A 14,564-nucleotide genomic window follows, 5' to 3' on the forward strand; every position below is an offset into this window, starting at 1 on the left:
GGCGCGGGGCCGCCCTCAGCGGCCCGTCAGTGGCCCGCGTCCTCCCAGGTGCGGCCGACGCCCACGGAGACCTCCAGCGGGACCCGCAGGCGGTAGGCGGCGTTCATCTGGTCGCGCACGATGTCTCTGAGCCGGTCGAGCTCGCCGGGCGCCACCTCGAACACCAGTTCGTCGTGGACCTGGAGCAGCATCCGGGAGCCCAGTGCCTCCTCGCGCATCGCCTGGGAGACGTTGAGCATGGCCACCTTGATGATGTCGGCCGCCGAGCCCTGGATGGGCGCGTTGAGCGCCATGCGCTCGGCCATCTCGCGGCGCTGCCGGTTGTCGCTGGTCAGGTCGGGCAGGTAGCGGCGGCGGCCCATGATGGTCTCGGTGTAGCCGTCGGTGCGCGCCTGCTGGACGATGGCGTACAGGAAGTCGCGGACGCCGCCGAACTCCTGGAAGTATTCCTCCTTGAGCGCCCGCGCCTCGGCCACCGGGATGTTGAGCTGCCCGGACAACCCGAAGTCGGACAAGCCGTAGGCGAGGCCGTAGTTCATCGCCTTGATACGGGCCCGCAGCTCGCCGTCGATCTGCTCGGGCGGCAGGTCGAACACCCGGGCCGCGGTGGCCTGGTGGAAGTCGTGACCCGACTCGAAGGACGCGATCAGCGCCTCGTCACCCGACAGGTGGGCCATGATGCGCAGCTCGATCTGGCTGTAGTCGGCCGTGAGCAGCGTCTCGTAGCCCTCGCCGACCACGAAGCCCTGCCGGATGCGGCGGCCCTCGGAGGTGCGGATCGGGATGTTCTGGAGGTTGGGCTTCTCCGAGGACAGGCGGCCCGTGGCCGCGATGATCTGGTTGAACGTGGTGTGGATCCGCCCGTCGTCGGCGATCTCCTTGATCAGGCCCTCGACGGTGGTGCGCAGCTTGGTCTGGTCGCGGTGGCGCAGCATGATGATCGGCAGCTCGTGCTCGGTCTGCGTGGCGAGCCAGGCGAGCTGGTCGGCGTCGGTGCTGTAGCCGGTCTTGATCTTCTTCGTCTTGGGCAGGTTGAGCTTGGTGAACAGGATCTCCTGCAGCTGCTTGGGCGAGCCCAGGTTGAACTGCTCGCCGACGGCCCGGTGCGCCTCCTCGACCGCGTGCTTGACCGCGGCGCCGAACTCGGCCTCCAGAGCGGTGAAGTATGCGCTGTCGACGGCGATGCCCGCGCGCTCGACCTCCGCCAGCACGGTCAGCAGCGGGAGCTCCACGTCGGTCATGAGCTGGGTGCCGCCGCGGCCCGTCAGGAAGGTCTCCAGCGCCTCGGCCAGCCCGAGCACGGCATGGGCGCGCAGCGCCAGGTCCTTGGCGGGGGCGTCCTCGTCGTCGCCGAACAGCGCGGCCTGCCCGGTGGACTCCTCCTCGGCGTGCAGGTCGCGGTTGAGGTAGCGCCGGGCCAGGTCTTCGAGGGCGAACGTGCGCTGGCCGGGCATCGCCAGGTAGGCCGCCAGAGCCGTGTCACAGGTCAGGCCCTTGAGGCCCATGCCCTGCGCCCAGAGCGCGAGGATCGGCCCCTTGGCGTCGTGGACGGCCTTGGGCTTGTCGGCGTCGGCCAGCCAGGCCCGCAGCGCGCCCTCGTCGGACTCGGTGAGCTTGACCGGGTCGATGTGGGCGGCCGTGCCGTCGGGCGAGGCGATCGCGATGGCGTCGATGCGCCCGGTGCCGCTGCCGTAGGCGCCCTTGAAGGCGAGGCCCGCCCGGCCGGCGGGCAGCGCGGCCAGCCAGCCCGCGACGCGGTCGGGGCCCAGGATGATGGTCTCGACCTCGAAGCCCTGGTCGGGCTCCTGCTCGCTGGTGCCGAGCACCTTGAAGACGCGCTCGCGCAGCTCGCCGCGGATCTGCAGCGTGTCGAAGAGCTTGTTGACCTCTTCGCGCTCCCAGACGCCCTGTGTGAGGTCGCCCAGCTCGACCTCGAGCGGGACCTCGCGCAGCAGCTCGGTGAGCCGGCGGTTCATCAGCACCTGGGCGACGTGCTCGCGCAGCTTGTCGCCGACCTTGCCCTTGACCTCGTCGACCCGGTCGACCAGCGCGGTCAGCGAGCCGAACTCGCGCACCCACTTGGCGGCGGTCTTCTCGCCGACGCTGGGAATGCTGAGCAGGTTGTCGCTGGGGTCGCCGCGGAGCGCCGCGAAGTCGGGGTATTGGACCGGGGTGAGGCCGTACTTCTCCTCGACGGCCTCGGGCGTGAACCTGGTCATGTCGCTGATGCCGCGGCGCGTCATCAGGACCGTGACGTGCCCGTCGACCAGTTGGAGCGCGTCGCGGTCGCCGGTGACGATCAGCACGTCCATGTCCTGGGCGCTGGCGCGGGTGGCGAGCGTGGCGATGAGGTCGTCGGCCTCGAACCCGGCCTTGGACAGGTGCGGGATGCGCAGCGTGTCGAGGAGCTCATAGATGAGCTGCATCTGGCCCCGGAAGTCCTCGGGGGTCTCGCTCCTGTTGGCCTTGTACTCGGCGTATTCCTCGTGCCGGAACGTCGGCTCCGACCGGTCGAACGCCACGGCCACGTGCGACGGCTGCTCGTCGCGCAGGATGTTGGTCAACATCGAGGTGAACCCGTAGACCGCCTCGGTGTGCTGACCGTCGGTGGTCATGAGGTTGGCGTCCTTGAGCGCGTAGAACGCGCGATAGGCCAGGGAATGCCCGTCGAGCAGCAACAGGCACGGGCGGCTAGGGGTCACTTCACTCTTCGGCACACAAGCAGCCTAGTCTCCATCTGCGACAGAAAACCTGAGCTCGAAAGACTGGAGGACTCCCCTTGACGCGGATCGACCCGGCCGATTTCCCGGCGTTGAACGCTGTATACGAAGGCACGCTCCCCGACCGGATGGGCATCGAGTTCGTCGAGGTCAGCGCGGAGCGGGTCGTCGCCCGGATGCCGGTCGCGGGCAACACCCAGCCGTACGGCCTGCTGCACGGCGGTGCGTCGGCGGTGCTGGCCGAGACCCTGGGCTCGACCGGCGCGGCCGTCCACGCGGGCGCGGACCGCATAGCGGTCGGCATCGAGATCAACGCCACCCACCACCGCTCGGCCACCTCCGGCTTCGTCACCGGCGTGGCGACCCAGTTGCACGGCGGGCGCTCGATCGCCACGTACGAGATCGAGATCACCGACGAGCAGGGACGGCGTGTGTGCACCTCACGGCTGACCTGCATGCTGCGTGATCGCTGATCACTGAACGCCACGCGACTTTGCGGCTCTCTTTGCACACGAGCCCCGTGGGTCGCTACGGTGTTCCGAGCGGAGCCCGCGGGGAGGCCGAGTAGATAACGTGTAAGGCCGGGGAAGCCCTACATGGTCCCAAAGGTCCTCTTCCGCGGGCTCGTTCACGTTCTGCAGCGATCGTTGCGCATTCGCGCCCGGAAGCGCCAGGCGTCTAGTGGGATTTAGCCCCTGACCTGGCGTCTTGTTTCCTCACATCAGCGACACGCACGTGTCACTAATTGGTGACGAACGACCCTGAACCGGGCGCGACCAGAATAAGCTCCCGCCATTGCATGCCTGTTGTTGTGCCTGCGATGCCCGCGTGTCGAGATGGAGGGGCACAACCCCGCCCTGACCTATTTTGAGGGAGCACCATTGCGCAGAGCCGTGATCGCGTTCACGGCCTTCCTGGGTGGACTCATCTTCCTGCTCGCGGTCCCCGCCCAGGCGGCGGCCCCTGATCAGGGTCTGAGAGGGACACTCAAACTCCAAGGCCAACCAGTGAACGGCGTGAAAATCGTCGTGACCACCGAAGGCGGACAACCCGTCAAGGAGGTTACAAGCAACGCCCAGGGTGCATGGGTAGTCCCGATTGACAAACCGGGAAAATACAAGGTCACACTGGATGTCAAGACGCTTCCGCAGAACGCGATGGTCCGCGGCGGCAACGCCGTCCGCACCCCGACCGTCTTCTCCGGCAACGTGTCCACCGTCCTGTTCGCCCTGCAGCTCAAGGGCGCCGCGGGCCAGGCGGATGAGGGCGGCGAGACCAGTCCCTTCTTGGACCAGGCGGCTCAGCTCACCTTCGAGGGCCTGAACCTCGGCCTGATCATCGCACTGGCCGCGCTCGGCCTCTCACTGATCTACGGCACCACCGGCCTGACCAACTTCGCCCACGGCGAGCTGGTCACGTTGGGCGCGCTGCTCGCCTACCTGTTCAACGTGACCTTCGGGCTGCACCTGATCCCCGCCGCCGTGATCGCGGTGATCTGCGGGGGCGCGCTCGGCTACCTGCAGGACCGGCTCTTCTGGGGGCAGCTGCGCAGGCGCGGCACCGGCACCATCGCCATGATGATCATCTCGATCGGCGTGGCGCTCTTCCTGCGCTACGTCTTCCTGATCCTGTTCGGTGGTCAGAACGAGTCGTTCGCCCAGTACACCGCGCAGCCGGGCATCGAGATCGGCCCGATCTCCGCGGCGCCCAAGAACTTCATCGCGATGGGCATCGAGCTGCTGGTCCTCATCATCGTCGGCCTCGCGCTGCTGCGCACCCGCACCGGCAAGGCGGCCCGCGCGGTCGCCGACAACCCGGCGCTGGCCGCTTCCTCCGGCATCAACGTCGACCGGGTCATCCGCATCATCTGGACCACCGGCGGCGCCATCGCCGCGCTGGCCGGCATCATGCTCGGCCTGTCACAGAACCTGAAATACACCATGGGCCAGGACATCCTGCTGCTCATCTTCGCCGGTGTGACGCTCGGCGGGCTCGGCACGGCGTTCGGCGCCCTGGTGGGCTCTCTCGTGGTCGGCCTGTTCATCCAGGTCTCCACACTCTGGGTGCCGCCAGAGCTCAAGAGCGTCGGCGCGCTGGCCGTACTCATCATCGTGCTCCTCTTCCGGCCACAGGGCATCCTGGGCCGCCGAGAGCGGATCGGCTGACGGGGGGAGTCACATGGACTGGATCACGATCATCAGCACCACCGTCAAGTCCGCCATCGGCGTCGAGACGGTGCTCTACGCGCTCGCCGCGATCGGCATCAACATCCACTTCGGCTATACGGGCCTGCTCAACTTCGGGCAGGCGGCGTTCATGGGCGTCGCCGGCTACGGCCTGGCCGTCACGGTCACCGTCCTGGGCCTGCCCTTCTGGGTCGGCATCGGGGTCGGCCTCGCCGCCGCGGTACTCCTGGCCCTGCTCTTGGGCGCGCCCACGCTCCGCCTGCGGGCCGACTACCTGGCCATCGTCACCATCGCGGCGGCCGAGATCGTCCGGCTCGTCTTCCGTTCGGTGCAGTTCAAGGACGTCTTCGGCGGTTCCGACGGGCAGCGCGGCTTCTCCGATGGCTTCTACGCGCTCAACCCCTTCCCGGAGGGCGAGTACGGCATCGGCTGGTTCAGCTTCAACCACCGGCTGCTGTGGATCATGCTCGTCGGCTGGGCGCTGGTCGCCCTCTCCTGCGGCATCGTCTACCTGCTCATGCGCAGCCCATGGGGCCGCGTGCTCAAGGCCATCCGCGAGGACGAGGACGCCGTGCGCAGCCTCGGCAAGAACGTCTTCTCCTACAAGATGCAGTCGCTCATCCTCGGCGGCGTCATCGGCAGCCTCGGCGGCTTCATCTACGGGCTGGCGTACGCCTCGGTGCAGCCTGACGTCTTCGGCACCGAGACCACCTTCTTCGCCTACACCATCGTGATCCTCGGCGGCGCGGCCCGCGTGCTCGGCCCGGTCGTCGGATCGATGATCTTCTGGGTGCTGCTGGTCCTGGTCAACGGTGTGCTCAGTGAAGCGGTTCAGGCGGGGTACATCCCGTTCATGACCTCCATCCAGGTCGGGCCGGTCCGCTACATCCTGGTGGGTCTCGGGCTGATCCTGTTGCTCATCTTCCGGCCACAGGGCATCTTCGGTGACAAGAGGGAGATAGCTTTCGATGTCCGCTGAAACGTCGTCCGCTGAAACCACGATGTCCGACCGCAAGGCCGCTGCTCTTGCCGCCTTCAAGGACCTGGCCCGCGACCCCGGCGTGCCGAAGCCCGACCCGATCCTCGTGGTCGACGGCGTCACGCGCCGATTCGGCGGCCTGACCGCCGTCGAGGTGGCGCACGTCGAGATCCAGCGCGGCTCCATCACCGCGCTGATCGGCCCCAACGGCGCCGGCAAGACCACGTTCTTCAACCAGCTCACCGGGTTCGACACCGCTGACGCCGGCAAGTGGACGTTCAACGGCCAGAGCATGAGCGGCGTGCCCGCCCACCGGGTGGCCCGCGCCGGCATGGTCCGTACCTTCCAGCTCACCAAGGCGCTGTCCAGGCTGACGGTGCTGGAGAACATGCGACTCGGCGCGCAGCACCAGCGCGGCGAGAACTTCTGGCGGGCGCTCGTGCCCAGCGCCTGGCGCGCCCAGGAGGACGCGATCACCGAGCAGGCCGAGGAACTGCTGGCCAGGTTCAAGCTCGACGCCAAGCGCGAGGACTTCGCCGGCTCGCTGTCCGGCGGCCAGCGCAAGCTGCTGGAGATGGCCCGCGCGCTCATGGTCAAGCCCGAGCTGGTCATGCTCGACGAGCCGATGGCGGGCGTCAACCCGGCGCTCACCCAGTCCCTGCTCGGCCACGTCAAGGACCTGCGCGACCAGGGCATGACCGTGCTGTTCGTCGAGCACGACATGGACATGGTCCGCGACATCAGCGACTGGGTGATCGTCATGGCCCAGGGCGCCATCATCGCCGAGGGACCACCGGACACGATCATGTCCGACGCCCGCGTCATCGACGCCTACCTGGGCGCCCACCACGACGCGCCGCTGTCGGAGAGCGAGCTCGAAGAGCAGCTGCACCAGGCGGAGGCGGCGCTGGAGGCCGAGATCGAAGAGGAGACGCAGAAGTGAACGCCGTCCCCGAGTCCGCGCCCGGCTCCGCGCCCGAGTCGAAGGCGGCGATCACCGACCGCGCCGCCCACCTGGCGGGCGCCGAGAACGCCGTGCTGCGGTGCGACGAGCTCATCGCCGGCTACCTGCCGGGCGTCAACATCCTCAACGGCTCCGACCTCTACGTCGGCGAGGGCGAGCTGATCGGCATCATCGGCCCCAACGGCGCCGGTAAGTCGACGCTGCTCAAGGCCATGTTCGGGCTGGTCAACATCCGCAGCGGCACGGTGGTGCTGAAGGGTGAGGACATCACGAACATGAAGGCGCACTCGCTGGTCTCCCGCGGGGTCGGTTACGTCCCGCAGACCAACAACGTCTTCCCCAGCCTCACCATCGAGGAGAACCTTGAGATGGGCGCCTTCCAGGTGCCCGGCAAGTTCAAGGAGCGCTTCGAGTTCGTCGCCGAGCTGTTCCCGGCGCTCAAGGAGCGGCGCAAGCAGCGGGCCGGCTCACTGTCGGGCGGCGAGCGCCAGATGGTGGCGATGGCCAGGGCGCTCATGACCGAGCCGTCCGTGCTGCTGCTGGACGAGCCGTCGGCGGGCCTGTCGCCCATGCTGCAGGACCTGGTGTTCATCCAGGCCCAGCAGATCAACAAGGCGGGCGTCACCGTCATCATGGTCGAGCAGAACGCCCGGCGCTGCCTGCAGATCTGCCACCGCGGCTACGTCCTCGACCAGGGCCGCAACGCCTACACCGGCACCGGCCGCCAGTTGGCCAACGACCCCAAGGTGATCGAGCTCTATCTCGGCACCCTGGCGAAGGCCTAGAAAGATTCCAGAACGGCGAAGGGGCTCCCCAGGAGCCCCTTCGCCGTTCTTTAATGAGCGCTGTGAGACGTCTTGCGACCATCGCGCTCCTGCTGCCCATCCTCGTCGGCTGCCAGCACACGGCCGCCTCGGCCGGTAGGTACAGCACCGGCGGAGACCCCACGGACGACCCCTGCGCGCGCGTGGTCTCCGCGATCGGCTACGCGGGCCTCATGCTGAAACCGAAGGGGCAGGAGGACACCCAGTACTTCGAGGACGCGGTGCTCGGCCGCCTCGCGGAGGTGCGCGGCATCACGCTCCAGTTCGGTGAGCGCCTGCCCCAGTCACTGGGTACGGCCGTGCACACGGTCGAGTCCACCACCGCGGGCCTGTCCAGGGCCGATGTCCCGCGCGAGCGCCAGGTGAAGCTGCTGAAGGAGTACCGGGTCGCCGCGGACGAGATCACAGCGGGCTGCGAATAAGCCGAAGGGGCCCGATCCAGTGGACCGGGCCCCTCAGATGTGTCTGTGTGTCTTATGGACTAGCCGGCGATGTTGCCGGTGCGGTACTCGAGCGCCTTGGTCGGGTACTTGTTGTCCGCGCCGTACTCGTAGATGCCGATGGTGGCCACGGCCGGGTCACCGGCGTCGTTGAACTCGACCGGACCGCTCACGCCGTCGTAGTCGATGTCCTTGCCGGCCTTGAGCAGGTCGGCGCACGACTTGAAGTTGTTGCACTTCTCGCCGCCCTTGCTGACCTCGGCCAGCTTGGCGCCGATGTCCACGCCCGCGTCGCTCTTGGCGGCCTCGGCGGCCAGCGCGATCAGGTTCATGGCGTCGTAGGACTCAGGCGCGTAGCTGAAGTCCTCCAGCTTGGGGTTGACCGCCGTGAGCTTGCCCTTGAAGTCGTCAGGAGCGGCGGCACCGGGGATGGTGCCCTTGACGCCCTTCAGAGTGCCCTTGGGCATCTTGACGTAGTTGGTGTTGGAGGTGTTGCCGTCGACCATGTACCACTTGTGCTTGGTGGCCGGCAGACCCTGCTTGATCAGCTCCTGGATGACCTTGGCGGTCTCCTCGAAGCCGATCAGCACGATGGCCTTCGGGTTCTTCGCCTTGAGCTTCGCGACGTCGGCGGAGAAGTCGGCGGCCTTCGGGTCGTAGTCCACGCGCTCGACGACCTCGGCGCCACCGTCGGTGACGGTCTTGGCCACCTGGTCGGCCAGGCCGGTGCCGTAGGAGTCCTGCATGGCCAGGATGCCGACCGTGTCACTGCCGTCGGCGATGATCAGGTCGCCCAGCACGCGGCCCTGCAGCTTGTCCGGCGGAGCCGTACGGAAGTAGAGGCCGTTGTCCTTGATCGTGGTGAACTTGTCGGAGGTGTTGGCCGGCGAGAAGTGGACCACACCAGCGCCGGTGATCTTGTCGATCACGGACTCCGACACGGACGAGGACGCGGCACCGATGATGGCGTCGGCCTTCTGCGCGAGCAGCTTGTCCACCGACTGCGAAGCGATGTTCGTGGTGGTGTCACCGGAGTCGGTGTCATATTTGGTGACCGGCTTGCCAAGCACGCCGCCGGCTTCGTTGATTTCCTTGATCGCGGCGTCAACACCGGCGAACTCGGGCGGGCCGAGGAAGGCAAGCGAACCGGTCTGCGGCAGCAGCGTGCCGACGGTCAAGGTGCCGTCGCCTTTCGCTGCCGGAGCAGCCGCACTTGATGGCGCAGCCGAAGAGGAGGCTGGTGTAGCGGTGTCGCCGCCACCACCGCAGGCTGTCAGGGCCAAGCTCGTGGCAGCCACGACAGCCAGCACCCGTCCTGCGGGAGCAATGCGGATCATGGAGTGTCTCCTTCATCTCCAGGCCGGGTCAGGTCAGCACCGCCGACGTTCCCGAACGAATGACGGAAAGCTACAGAACAAAAGGCCAGTTCAACAGACGCCACGAAGAACTGTCGGCACTTGGATGCGGAGTCGTAATCACTCCTCAACTTACGAGAGACGGAGGATCACGCCTAATGTTCAACGGGTGAAGCGCATTGCGGCCTTCCTGCTCGTGGCGGTGCTCCCAACTGGCCTTCTGACGGCCTGTGGCGCCTCTGAGGCGCCCGCCACGCCGCCACCCGACCCACCTGCGGGTGTGTCCGTCTCGCTGGCCCAGTGGCGCTCAGACGAGCCCGTGCACGCTATCGAGGTGGCGGTGCGCAACGCGACCGACACTCCGGTCTATTTCTCCGACGTTCAACTGGTCACGCCGTCCTTCACGACGCTCCCGCCCAAACGGGCCGACGCGCTCCTCAAGCGAACCCCGCGCACCGACCTCCAGATCCCCTACGGCGCGGCCAACTGCTCGCCCAAGGGCCTGCCGACGCTGCAGCCGGCCACGGTCGTGGCCCACCTGCGCACCGGGTCCGAGCCGCTGCGCAGAGTGGTCTTCAAGGTGCCGCACCCGGACCCGCTGCTGACCAGGCTGCTGCGCGACGAGTGCTCCGCGTTCCTGATCAAGGAGGCGGCCGACATCGAGTTCGGCGCCGACTGGACACAGGTCGGCAAGGTGATGCGCGGCACTCTCGTCCTGACCCGGCGCAGCACCGGCGTGGTGGCCGTTCAGGACGTGGGCGGCACCACCCACTACATCGCCACCCCCGTCAAGAAGAGCAGACCGCTGGCGACCCTGGACGCCGGGGCGCAGCGGGCCGAAGTGGCACTCGAACTCACCCCCGGCCGCTGCGACCCGCACGCGTTCGCCGAGGGCAAGAAGGCGTTCCTGTTCCCGGTGCGGGCCACCATCGACGGCGGCGAGGAGCGCGTGGTCATCGTCGTGCCCCCCAAGCCGCTGCAGGAGCGGCTGACCGCCTATGCGCTCAAGACGTGCGGTCTGGGCGGCTGAGCCTCAGCCCTCGATCTTGCCGGTGCGGTACTCCAGCGCCTTCGAGGCGTTGTACTTGTTGTCGTCGCCGTACTGGTAGATGCCGATCGTGGCGACCGACGGGTCACCGGCGGCGTTGAACTCGACCGGACCGCTGACGCCGTCGTAGTCGATGTTCTTTCCGGCCTTGAGCAGCGCGACGCAGGTCTTGAAGCTCTTGCACTTCTCCCCGCCCTCGCTCACATCGGGCAGCTTGGCCGCGATCGCCCGGCCGCTGTCGTTCTTGGCCGCCTCGGCGGCCAGCGCGATCAGGATCGCCGCGTCGTACGACTCGGCGGCATAGGTGAAGTTGGTCAGCTTCGGATCGATCGCCAGCAGCCTCTTGACGAAGTCGTCGGGCGCCGCGGCACCGGGAATGGTGCCCTTGACGCCCTTCAGCGTGCCCTTGGGCATCCTCAGGTAGTTGCTGTTCGACATGTTGCCGTCGACCATGTACCACTTGACCTTGTCGCTCGTGAGCCCCTGCTTGACCAGCTCGGCGATGACCTTGGCGCCCTCCTCGAAGCCGATCAGCACGACCGCCTTCGGGTTCGCCGCCTTGATCTTGGCCACGTCCGCGGAGAACTCCGCGGCCTTCGGGTCGTAGTCCACCCGCGCCACCACCGAGGCGCCGGCCTCCTCCACGGTCTTGGTGACCTGGTCGGCCAGGCCCGAGCCGTAGGAGTCCTGCATGGCCAGGATGCCGACCGTGTCGTTGCCGTCGGCGACGACCAGATCACCGAGCACCCGGCCCTGCAGCTTGTCCGGCGGGGCCGTGCGGAAATACAGGCCGTTGTCCTTGATCGTGGTGAACTTGTCCGAGGTGTTGGCCGGCGAGAACTGGACCACCCCGGCACCCGTGATCTTGTCGATCACCGACTCCGACACCGAGGACGAGGCCGCGCCGATGATGGCGTCCACATTCTGCGCGAGCAGCTTGTCCACCGACTGCGAGGCGATGTTCGTCGTCGTGTCGCCCGAGTCCGTATCGATCTTCTTCACCGGCTTGCCGAGCACCCCGCCGGCGTCGTTGATCTCCTTCACGGCCAGGTCGACCCCCGCGAAGTCGGGCGGCCCGAGGAAGGCCAGCGACCCCGTCTGCGGCAGCAGCGTGCCGATGGTCAGCGTGCCGTCACCCTTGGCCGCCGGCGCGGTCGCCACGGCCGACGTGGTCCCCTTGGCCCCTGTTTCACCGCCGCCACCGCAAGCCGCCGTCAAGGCCAGGCTCGAGACGGCCGCCACCGCCAGCAGGCGCGTGCGCATCATGAGACTCCCCCTTACCAGGGAGGAGATATGGAATTCTTACAAGCCTTTTCTACCCATTTGTAATGCCCCAATCGCCGACGGCCCCCGATCCTCGGATCGGGGGCCGTCACTGCGGAGGCGTCACCCGGAGATGTCGCCCTTGCGATATTCGAGCGCCTTGGCGGCGTTGTACTTGTTGTCGGCGCCGTACTGGTAGACGCCGATCGTCGCGACCGACGGGTCACCGGCGTCGTTGAAGTCGACCGGGCCGCTCACGCCGTCGTAGTCGATGTCCTTGCCGGCCTTGAGCAGCTCGTCGCAGGACTTGAAGTCCTTGCACTTCTCGCCGCCCTTGCTGACGTCCACGAGCTTGGCCCCGATCGCCGTGCCCGCGTCGTCCTTGGCCGCCTCGGCGGCCAGCGCGATCAGGATCGCCGCGTCGTACGACTCCGCGGCGTAGGTGTAGTTGGTCAGCTTCGGGTTGACGGCCAGGAGCCGCTTCTGGAACGCCTCGGGCGCCGCCGCTCCGGGGATGGTGCCCTTGACGCCCTTCAGCGTGCCCTTGGGCATCTTCAGGTAGTTGGTGTTCGACATGTTGCCGTCGACCATGTACCACTTGTACTTGTCCGTCGTCAGCCCCTGCTTGACGAGCTCCGCCACGACCTTGGCGGTCTCGTCGAAGCCGATGAGCACGATGCCCTTGGGGTTCGCCGCCTTGATCTTGGCCACATCGGCGGAGAACTCAGCCGCCTTCGGGTCGTAGTCCACGCGCTGGACCACCTTGGCGCCTCCCGCCTCGGCGGTCTGCGTGACCTGGTCGGCCAGACCGGTGCCGTAGGAGTCCTGCATGGCCAGGATGCCGACCGTGTCGTCGCCGTCGGCCACCACCAGGTCACCCAGGACCCGCCCCTGTAGCTTGTCCGGCGGGGCCGTGCGGAAGTAGAGCCCGTCGTCCTTGATCGTGGTGAACGTGTCGGAGGTGTTGGCCGGCGAGAACTGCACGACCCCCGCCCGCGTGATCTTGTCGATGATCGACTCCGACACCGAGCTCGACGCGGCGCCGATGATGGCGTCGGCCTTCTGCGCGAGCAGCTTGTCCACCGACTGCGAGGCGATGTTCGTGGTGGTGTCGCCCGAGTCGGTGTGGATCTTGACCACCTGCTTGCCCAGCACCCCTCCGGCGTCGTTGATCTCCTTGACGGCCAGGTCGACGCCGGCGTACTCGGGCGGCCCGAGATAGGCCAGCGACCCCGTCTGCGGCAGCACCGAGCCGATGGTCAGCGTGCCGTCACCCTTGGCGGTCTGCCCTGTGGGCTGAACGGTGGCCGTCCCCGCGGAGGTCGGCGCGGCGGTGGTGCCCCCGCTGGAACAGGCCGCCAGCGCCAGGCCCGCCGCGGTGGCGGCGGCCAGCGCCCGGGAAATGCGGATCATCGAAGCGTCTCCGTCCAGATGAGCGGATCTTCTGTCCGCCCATCAGCATGCGACCGGGACGCCTCGGGCCAAGGAGACCGAGGCCGGTTGGATGCCCACTCGTAATCGCGCCACAACCCACGGGGGCAAATCCGGTGATATACCGCCCCTCAGCCACGCTCCGCCGTGTCGTCTATAACGATCTGGGCAACCTCGCGCATGCTCAACCGGCGATCCATCGACGCCTTCTGGATCCACCGGAACGCCTGCGGCTCGCTCCAGCCGTGCGCGGACATCAACTGCCCCTTGGCCCGCTCCACCAGCTTCCGGGTCTCCAGCCTGTCGGACAGGCTCGACACCTCCGCGGCCAGCGCCACCATCTCCTCGTGCCTGCTGACCGCCATCTCGATCGCGGGCACCAGGTCCGCCTTGGTGAACGGCTTGACCAGGTAGGCCATGGCCCCCGCGTCCCTGGCCCGCTCGACCAGGTCCCGCTGGGAGAAGGCGGTCAGGATGAGGCACGGGGCGATCCGCTCGGCCACGATCCGCTCGGCCGCCGAGATGCCGTCGAGGACGGGCATCTTGACGTCGAGAATCACCAGGTCGGGCCTCAGCTCGGTGGCGAGCTGGATCGCCCGCTCGCCGTCACCGGCCTCGCCCGCGACGATGTAGCCGTCCTCCTCGAGCATCTCCTTGAGGTCGAGGCGGATCAGTGCCTCATCTTCCGCGATCACCACTCGCCGCTGCGTACTCACGAGCAAGAGAGTACCGATGTCCGCTAGATTAGAGCGACGCCGGTGGTGGGTGGCCGTGGATTTCGGTTACCCTTTCGCCGTGCGATAAGGACGGATCCGGATATTTCCGGATCCTCGCCCCGGTATCCCAATTGGCAGAGGAAGCGGATTCAAAACCCGCACAGTGTGGGTTCGAGTCCCACCCGGGGCACCTGATCACCCGCCCGGTCTCCGCGACCGGGCGGTGGCATCTCCGGGGTGCCGCGTTCCGGCCGTCATAGCTCCGGGCTTTTGCGACCAGCTCATGGACGCCCTCAGAGACACTCCTCGGCAACGTAGCCAGCGGCAGACGTCCCTCTCGCGCTCGACCGCCGCACGGGCCAGATCGCGCGGTGCTCCCTGCCGTGCGGCCTCGACCCCGTCCAGCAGTACGTCGTCCGCGTAGGCGGCCAGACGCCCGTCGCCCGTCGCCCGTCGCCCGTCGCCAGACGCCTGTCGTCCGTCGTCCGTCGTCTGTCGTCTGCCGTCCGCAGAGACGAGCGCGGCGACCACCTCGCCGTCTATCCGGTAGAGCGTCGGCCGTCGTACTCCTCGCCTCTGATTTAGGTAGATATTTCCGGATGACCACCACTAACGGCGCCCAGCCGGTGAAAGGGCCT

Annotated in this window: 12 protein-coding genes and 1 tRNA gene; 8 read left to right on the plus strand and 5 right to left on the minus strand. The window is 67.6% G+C overall.

The genetic code is table 11. The features are described from left to right. Positions 1–26 precede the first annotated feature (26 nt). On the minus strand, positions 27–2,717 hold the full coding sequence (gene polA / locus AB0F17_RS09040) for a DNA polymerase I (RefSeq protein ID WP_358018680.1): 2,691 nt from the start codon (positions 2,715–2,717) through the stop codon (positions 27–29). A gap of 131 nt (positions 2,718–2,848) precedes the next feature. On the opposite strand from polA, the gene AB0F17_RS09045 reads away from it, so the two are divergent. From AB0F17_RS09045 to AB0F17_RS09070, 6 genes are all read left to right on the plus strand, one after another. Further along, complete coding sequence (locus AB0F17_RS09045) at positions 2,849–3,193, plus strand: hotdog fold thioesterase (RefSeq protein ID WP_219533665.1); 345 nt, start codon at positions 2,849–2,851, stop codon at positions 3,191–3,193. Between the two features lie 408 nt (positions 3,194–3,601). Next, the gene (locus AB0F17_RS09050; RefSeq protein ID WP_358018683.1) at positions 3,602–4,885 is read left to right on the plus strand and encodes a branched-chain amino acid ABC transporter permease; all 1,284 of its coding nucleotides are present in this window, start codon (positions 3,602–3,604) and stop codon (positions 4,883–4,885) included. A 13-nt stretch (positions 4,886–4,898) separates the two neighbouring features. After that, on the plus strand, positions 4,899–5,885 hold the full coding sequence (locus AB0F17_RS09055; RefSeq protein ID WP_358018686.1) for a branched-chain amino acid ABC transporter permease: 987 nt from the start codon (positions 4,899–4,901) through the stop codon (positions 5,883–5,885). Positions 5,886–5,907: 22 nt separating this feature from the next. Beyond that, positions 5,908–6,828, plus strand: coding sequence for an ABC transporter ATP-binding protein (locus AB0F17_RS09060; RefSeq protein ID WP_358019299.1), 921 nt, complete (start codon positions 5,908–5,910; stop codon positions 6,826–6,828). Between the two features lie 50 nt (positions 6,829–6,878). Then, positions 6,879–7,634, plus strand: a complete 756-nt coding sequence (locus AB0F17_RS09065) for an ABC transporter ATP-binding protein (RefSeq protein ID WP_308168430.1) — start codon at positions 6,879–6,881, stop codon at positions 7,632–7,634. A 62-nt stretch (positions 7,635–7,696) separates the two neighbouring features. Next, positions 7,697–8,095, plus strand: a complete 399-nt coding sequence (locus tag AB0F17_RS09070; RefSeq protein ID WP_358018689.1) for a hypothetical protein — start codon at positions 7,697–7,699, stop codon at positions 8,093–8,095. Between the two features lie 59 nt (positions 8,096–8,154). Here AB0F17_RS09070 and AB0F17_RS09075 read toward each other — a convergent pair whose 3' ends face one another. Then, positions 8,155–9,291 carry an ABC transporter substrate-binding protein gene (locus tag AB0F17_RS09075; protein WP_358018692.1) on the minus strand — a complete coding sequence of 379 codons (1,137 nt, stop codon included), beginning with the start codon at positions 9,289–9,291 and terminating at the stop codon, positions 8,155–8,157. Between the two features lie 346 nt (positions 9,292–9,637). Here AB0F17_RS09075 and AB0F17_RS09080 point away from each other — a divergent pair, with 346 nt between their 5' ends. Then, positions 9,638–10,498 carry a hypothetical protein gene (locus AB0F17_RS09080; protein WP_358018695.1) on the plus strand — a complete coding sequence of 287 codons (861 nt, stop codon included), beginning with the start codon at positions 9,638–9,640 and terminating at the stop codon, positions 10,496–10,498. A gap of 3 nt (positions 10,499–10,501) precedes the next feature. On the opposite strand, the gene AB0F17_RS09085 is transcribed toward AB0F17_RS09080, so the two are convergent. From AB0F17_RS09085 to AB0F17_RS09095, 3 genes are all read right to left on the minus strand, one after another. Beyond that, complete coding sequence (locus AB0F17_RS09085; RefSeq protein WP_358018698.1) at positions 10,502–11,782, minus strand: ABC transporter substrate-binding protein; 1,281 nt, start codon at positions 11,780–11,782, stop codon at positions 10,502–10,504. A gap of 120 nt (positions 11,783–11,902) precedes the next feature. Continuing rightward, a complete protein-coding gene (locus tag AB0F17_RS09090; protein ID WP_358018701.1) occupies positions 11,903–13,192 on the minus strand; it encodes an ABC transporter substrate-binding protein in 1,290 nt (429 codons plus the stop codon). Between the two features lie 149 nt (positions 13,193–13,341). Further along, positions 13,342–13,926: a response regulator gene (locus tag AB0F17_RS09095; protein ID WP_308016122.1), complete on the minus strand. Its 585-nt coding sequence runs from the start codon at positions 13,924–13,926 to the stop codon at positions 13,342–13,344. Between the two features lie 116 nt (positions 13,927–14,042). On the opposite strand from AB0F17_RS09095, the gene AB0F17_RS09100 reads away from it, so the two are divergent. After that, positions 14,043–14,116: transfer RNA gene (locus tag AB0F17_RS09100), tRNA-Leu, on the plus strand. Positions 14,117–14,564 lie beyond the last annotated feature (448 nt).

The sequence above is a fragment of the Nonomuraea sp. NPDC026600 genome (assembly GCF_040638335.1).
In the GTDB taxonomy this organism is placed as follows: Bacteria; Actinomycetota; Actinomycetes; order Streptosporangiales; family Streptosporangiaceae; genus Nonomuraea.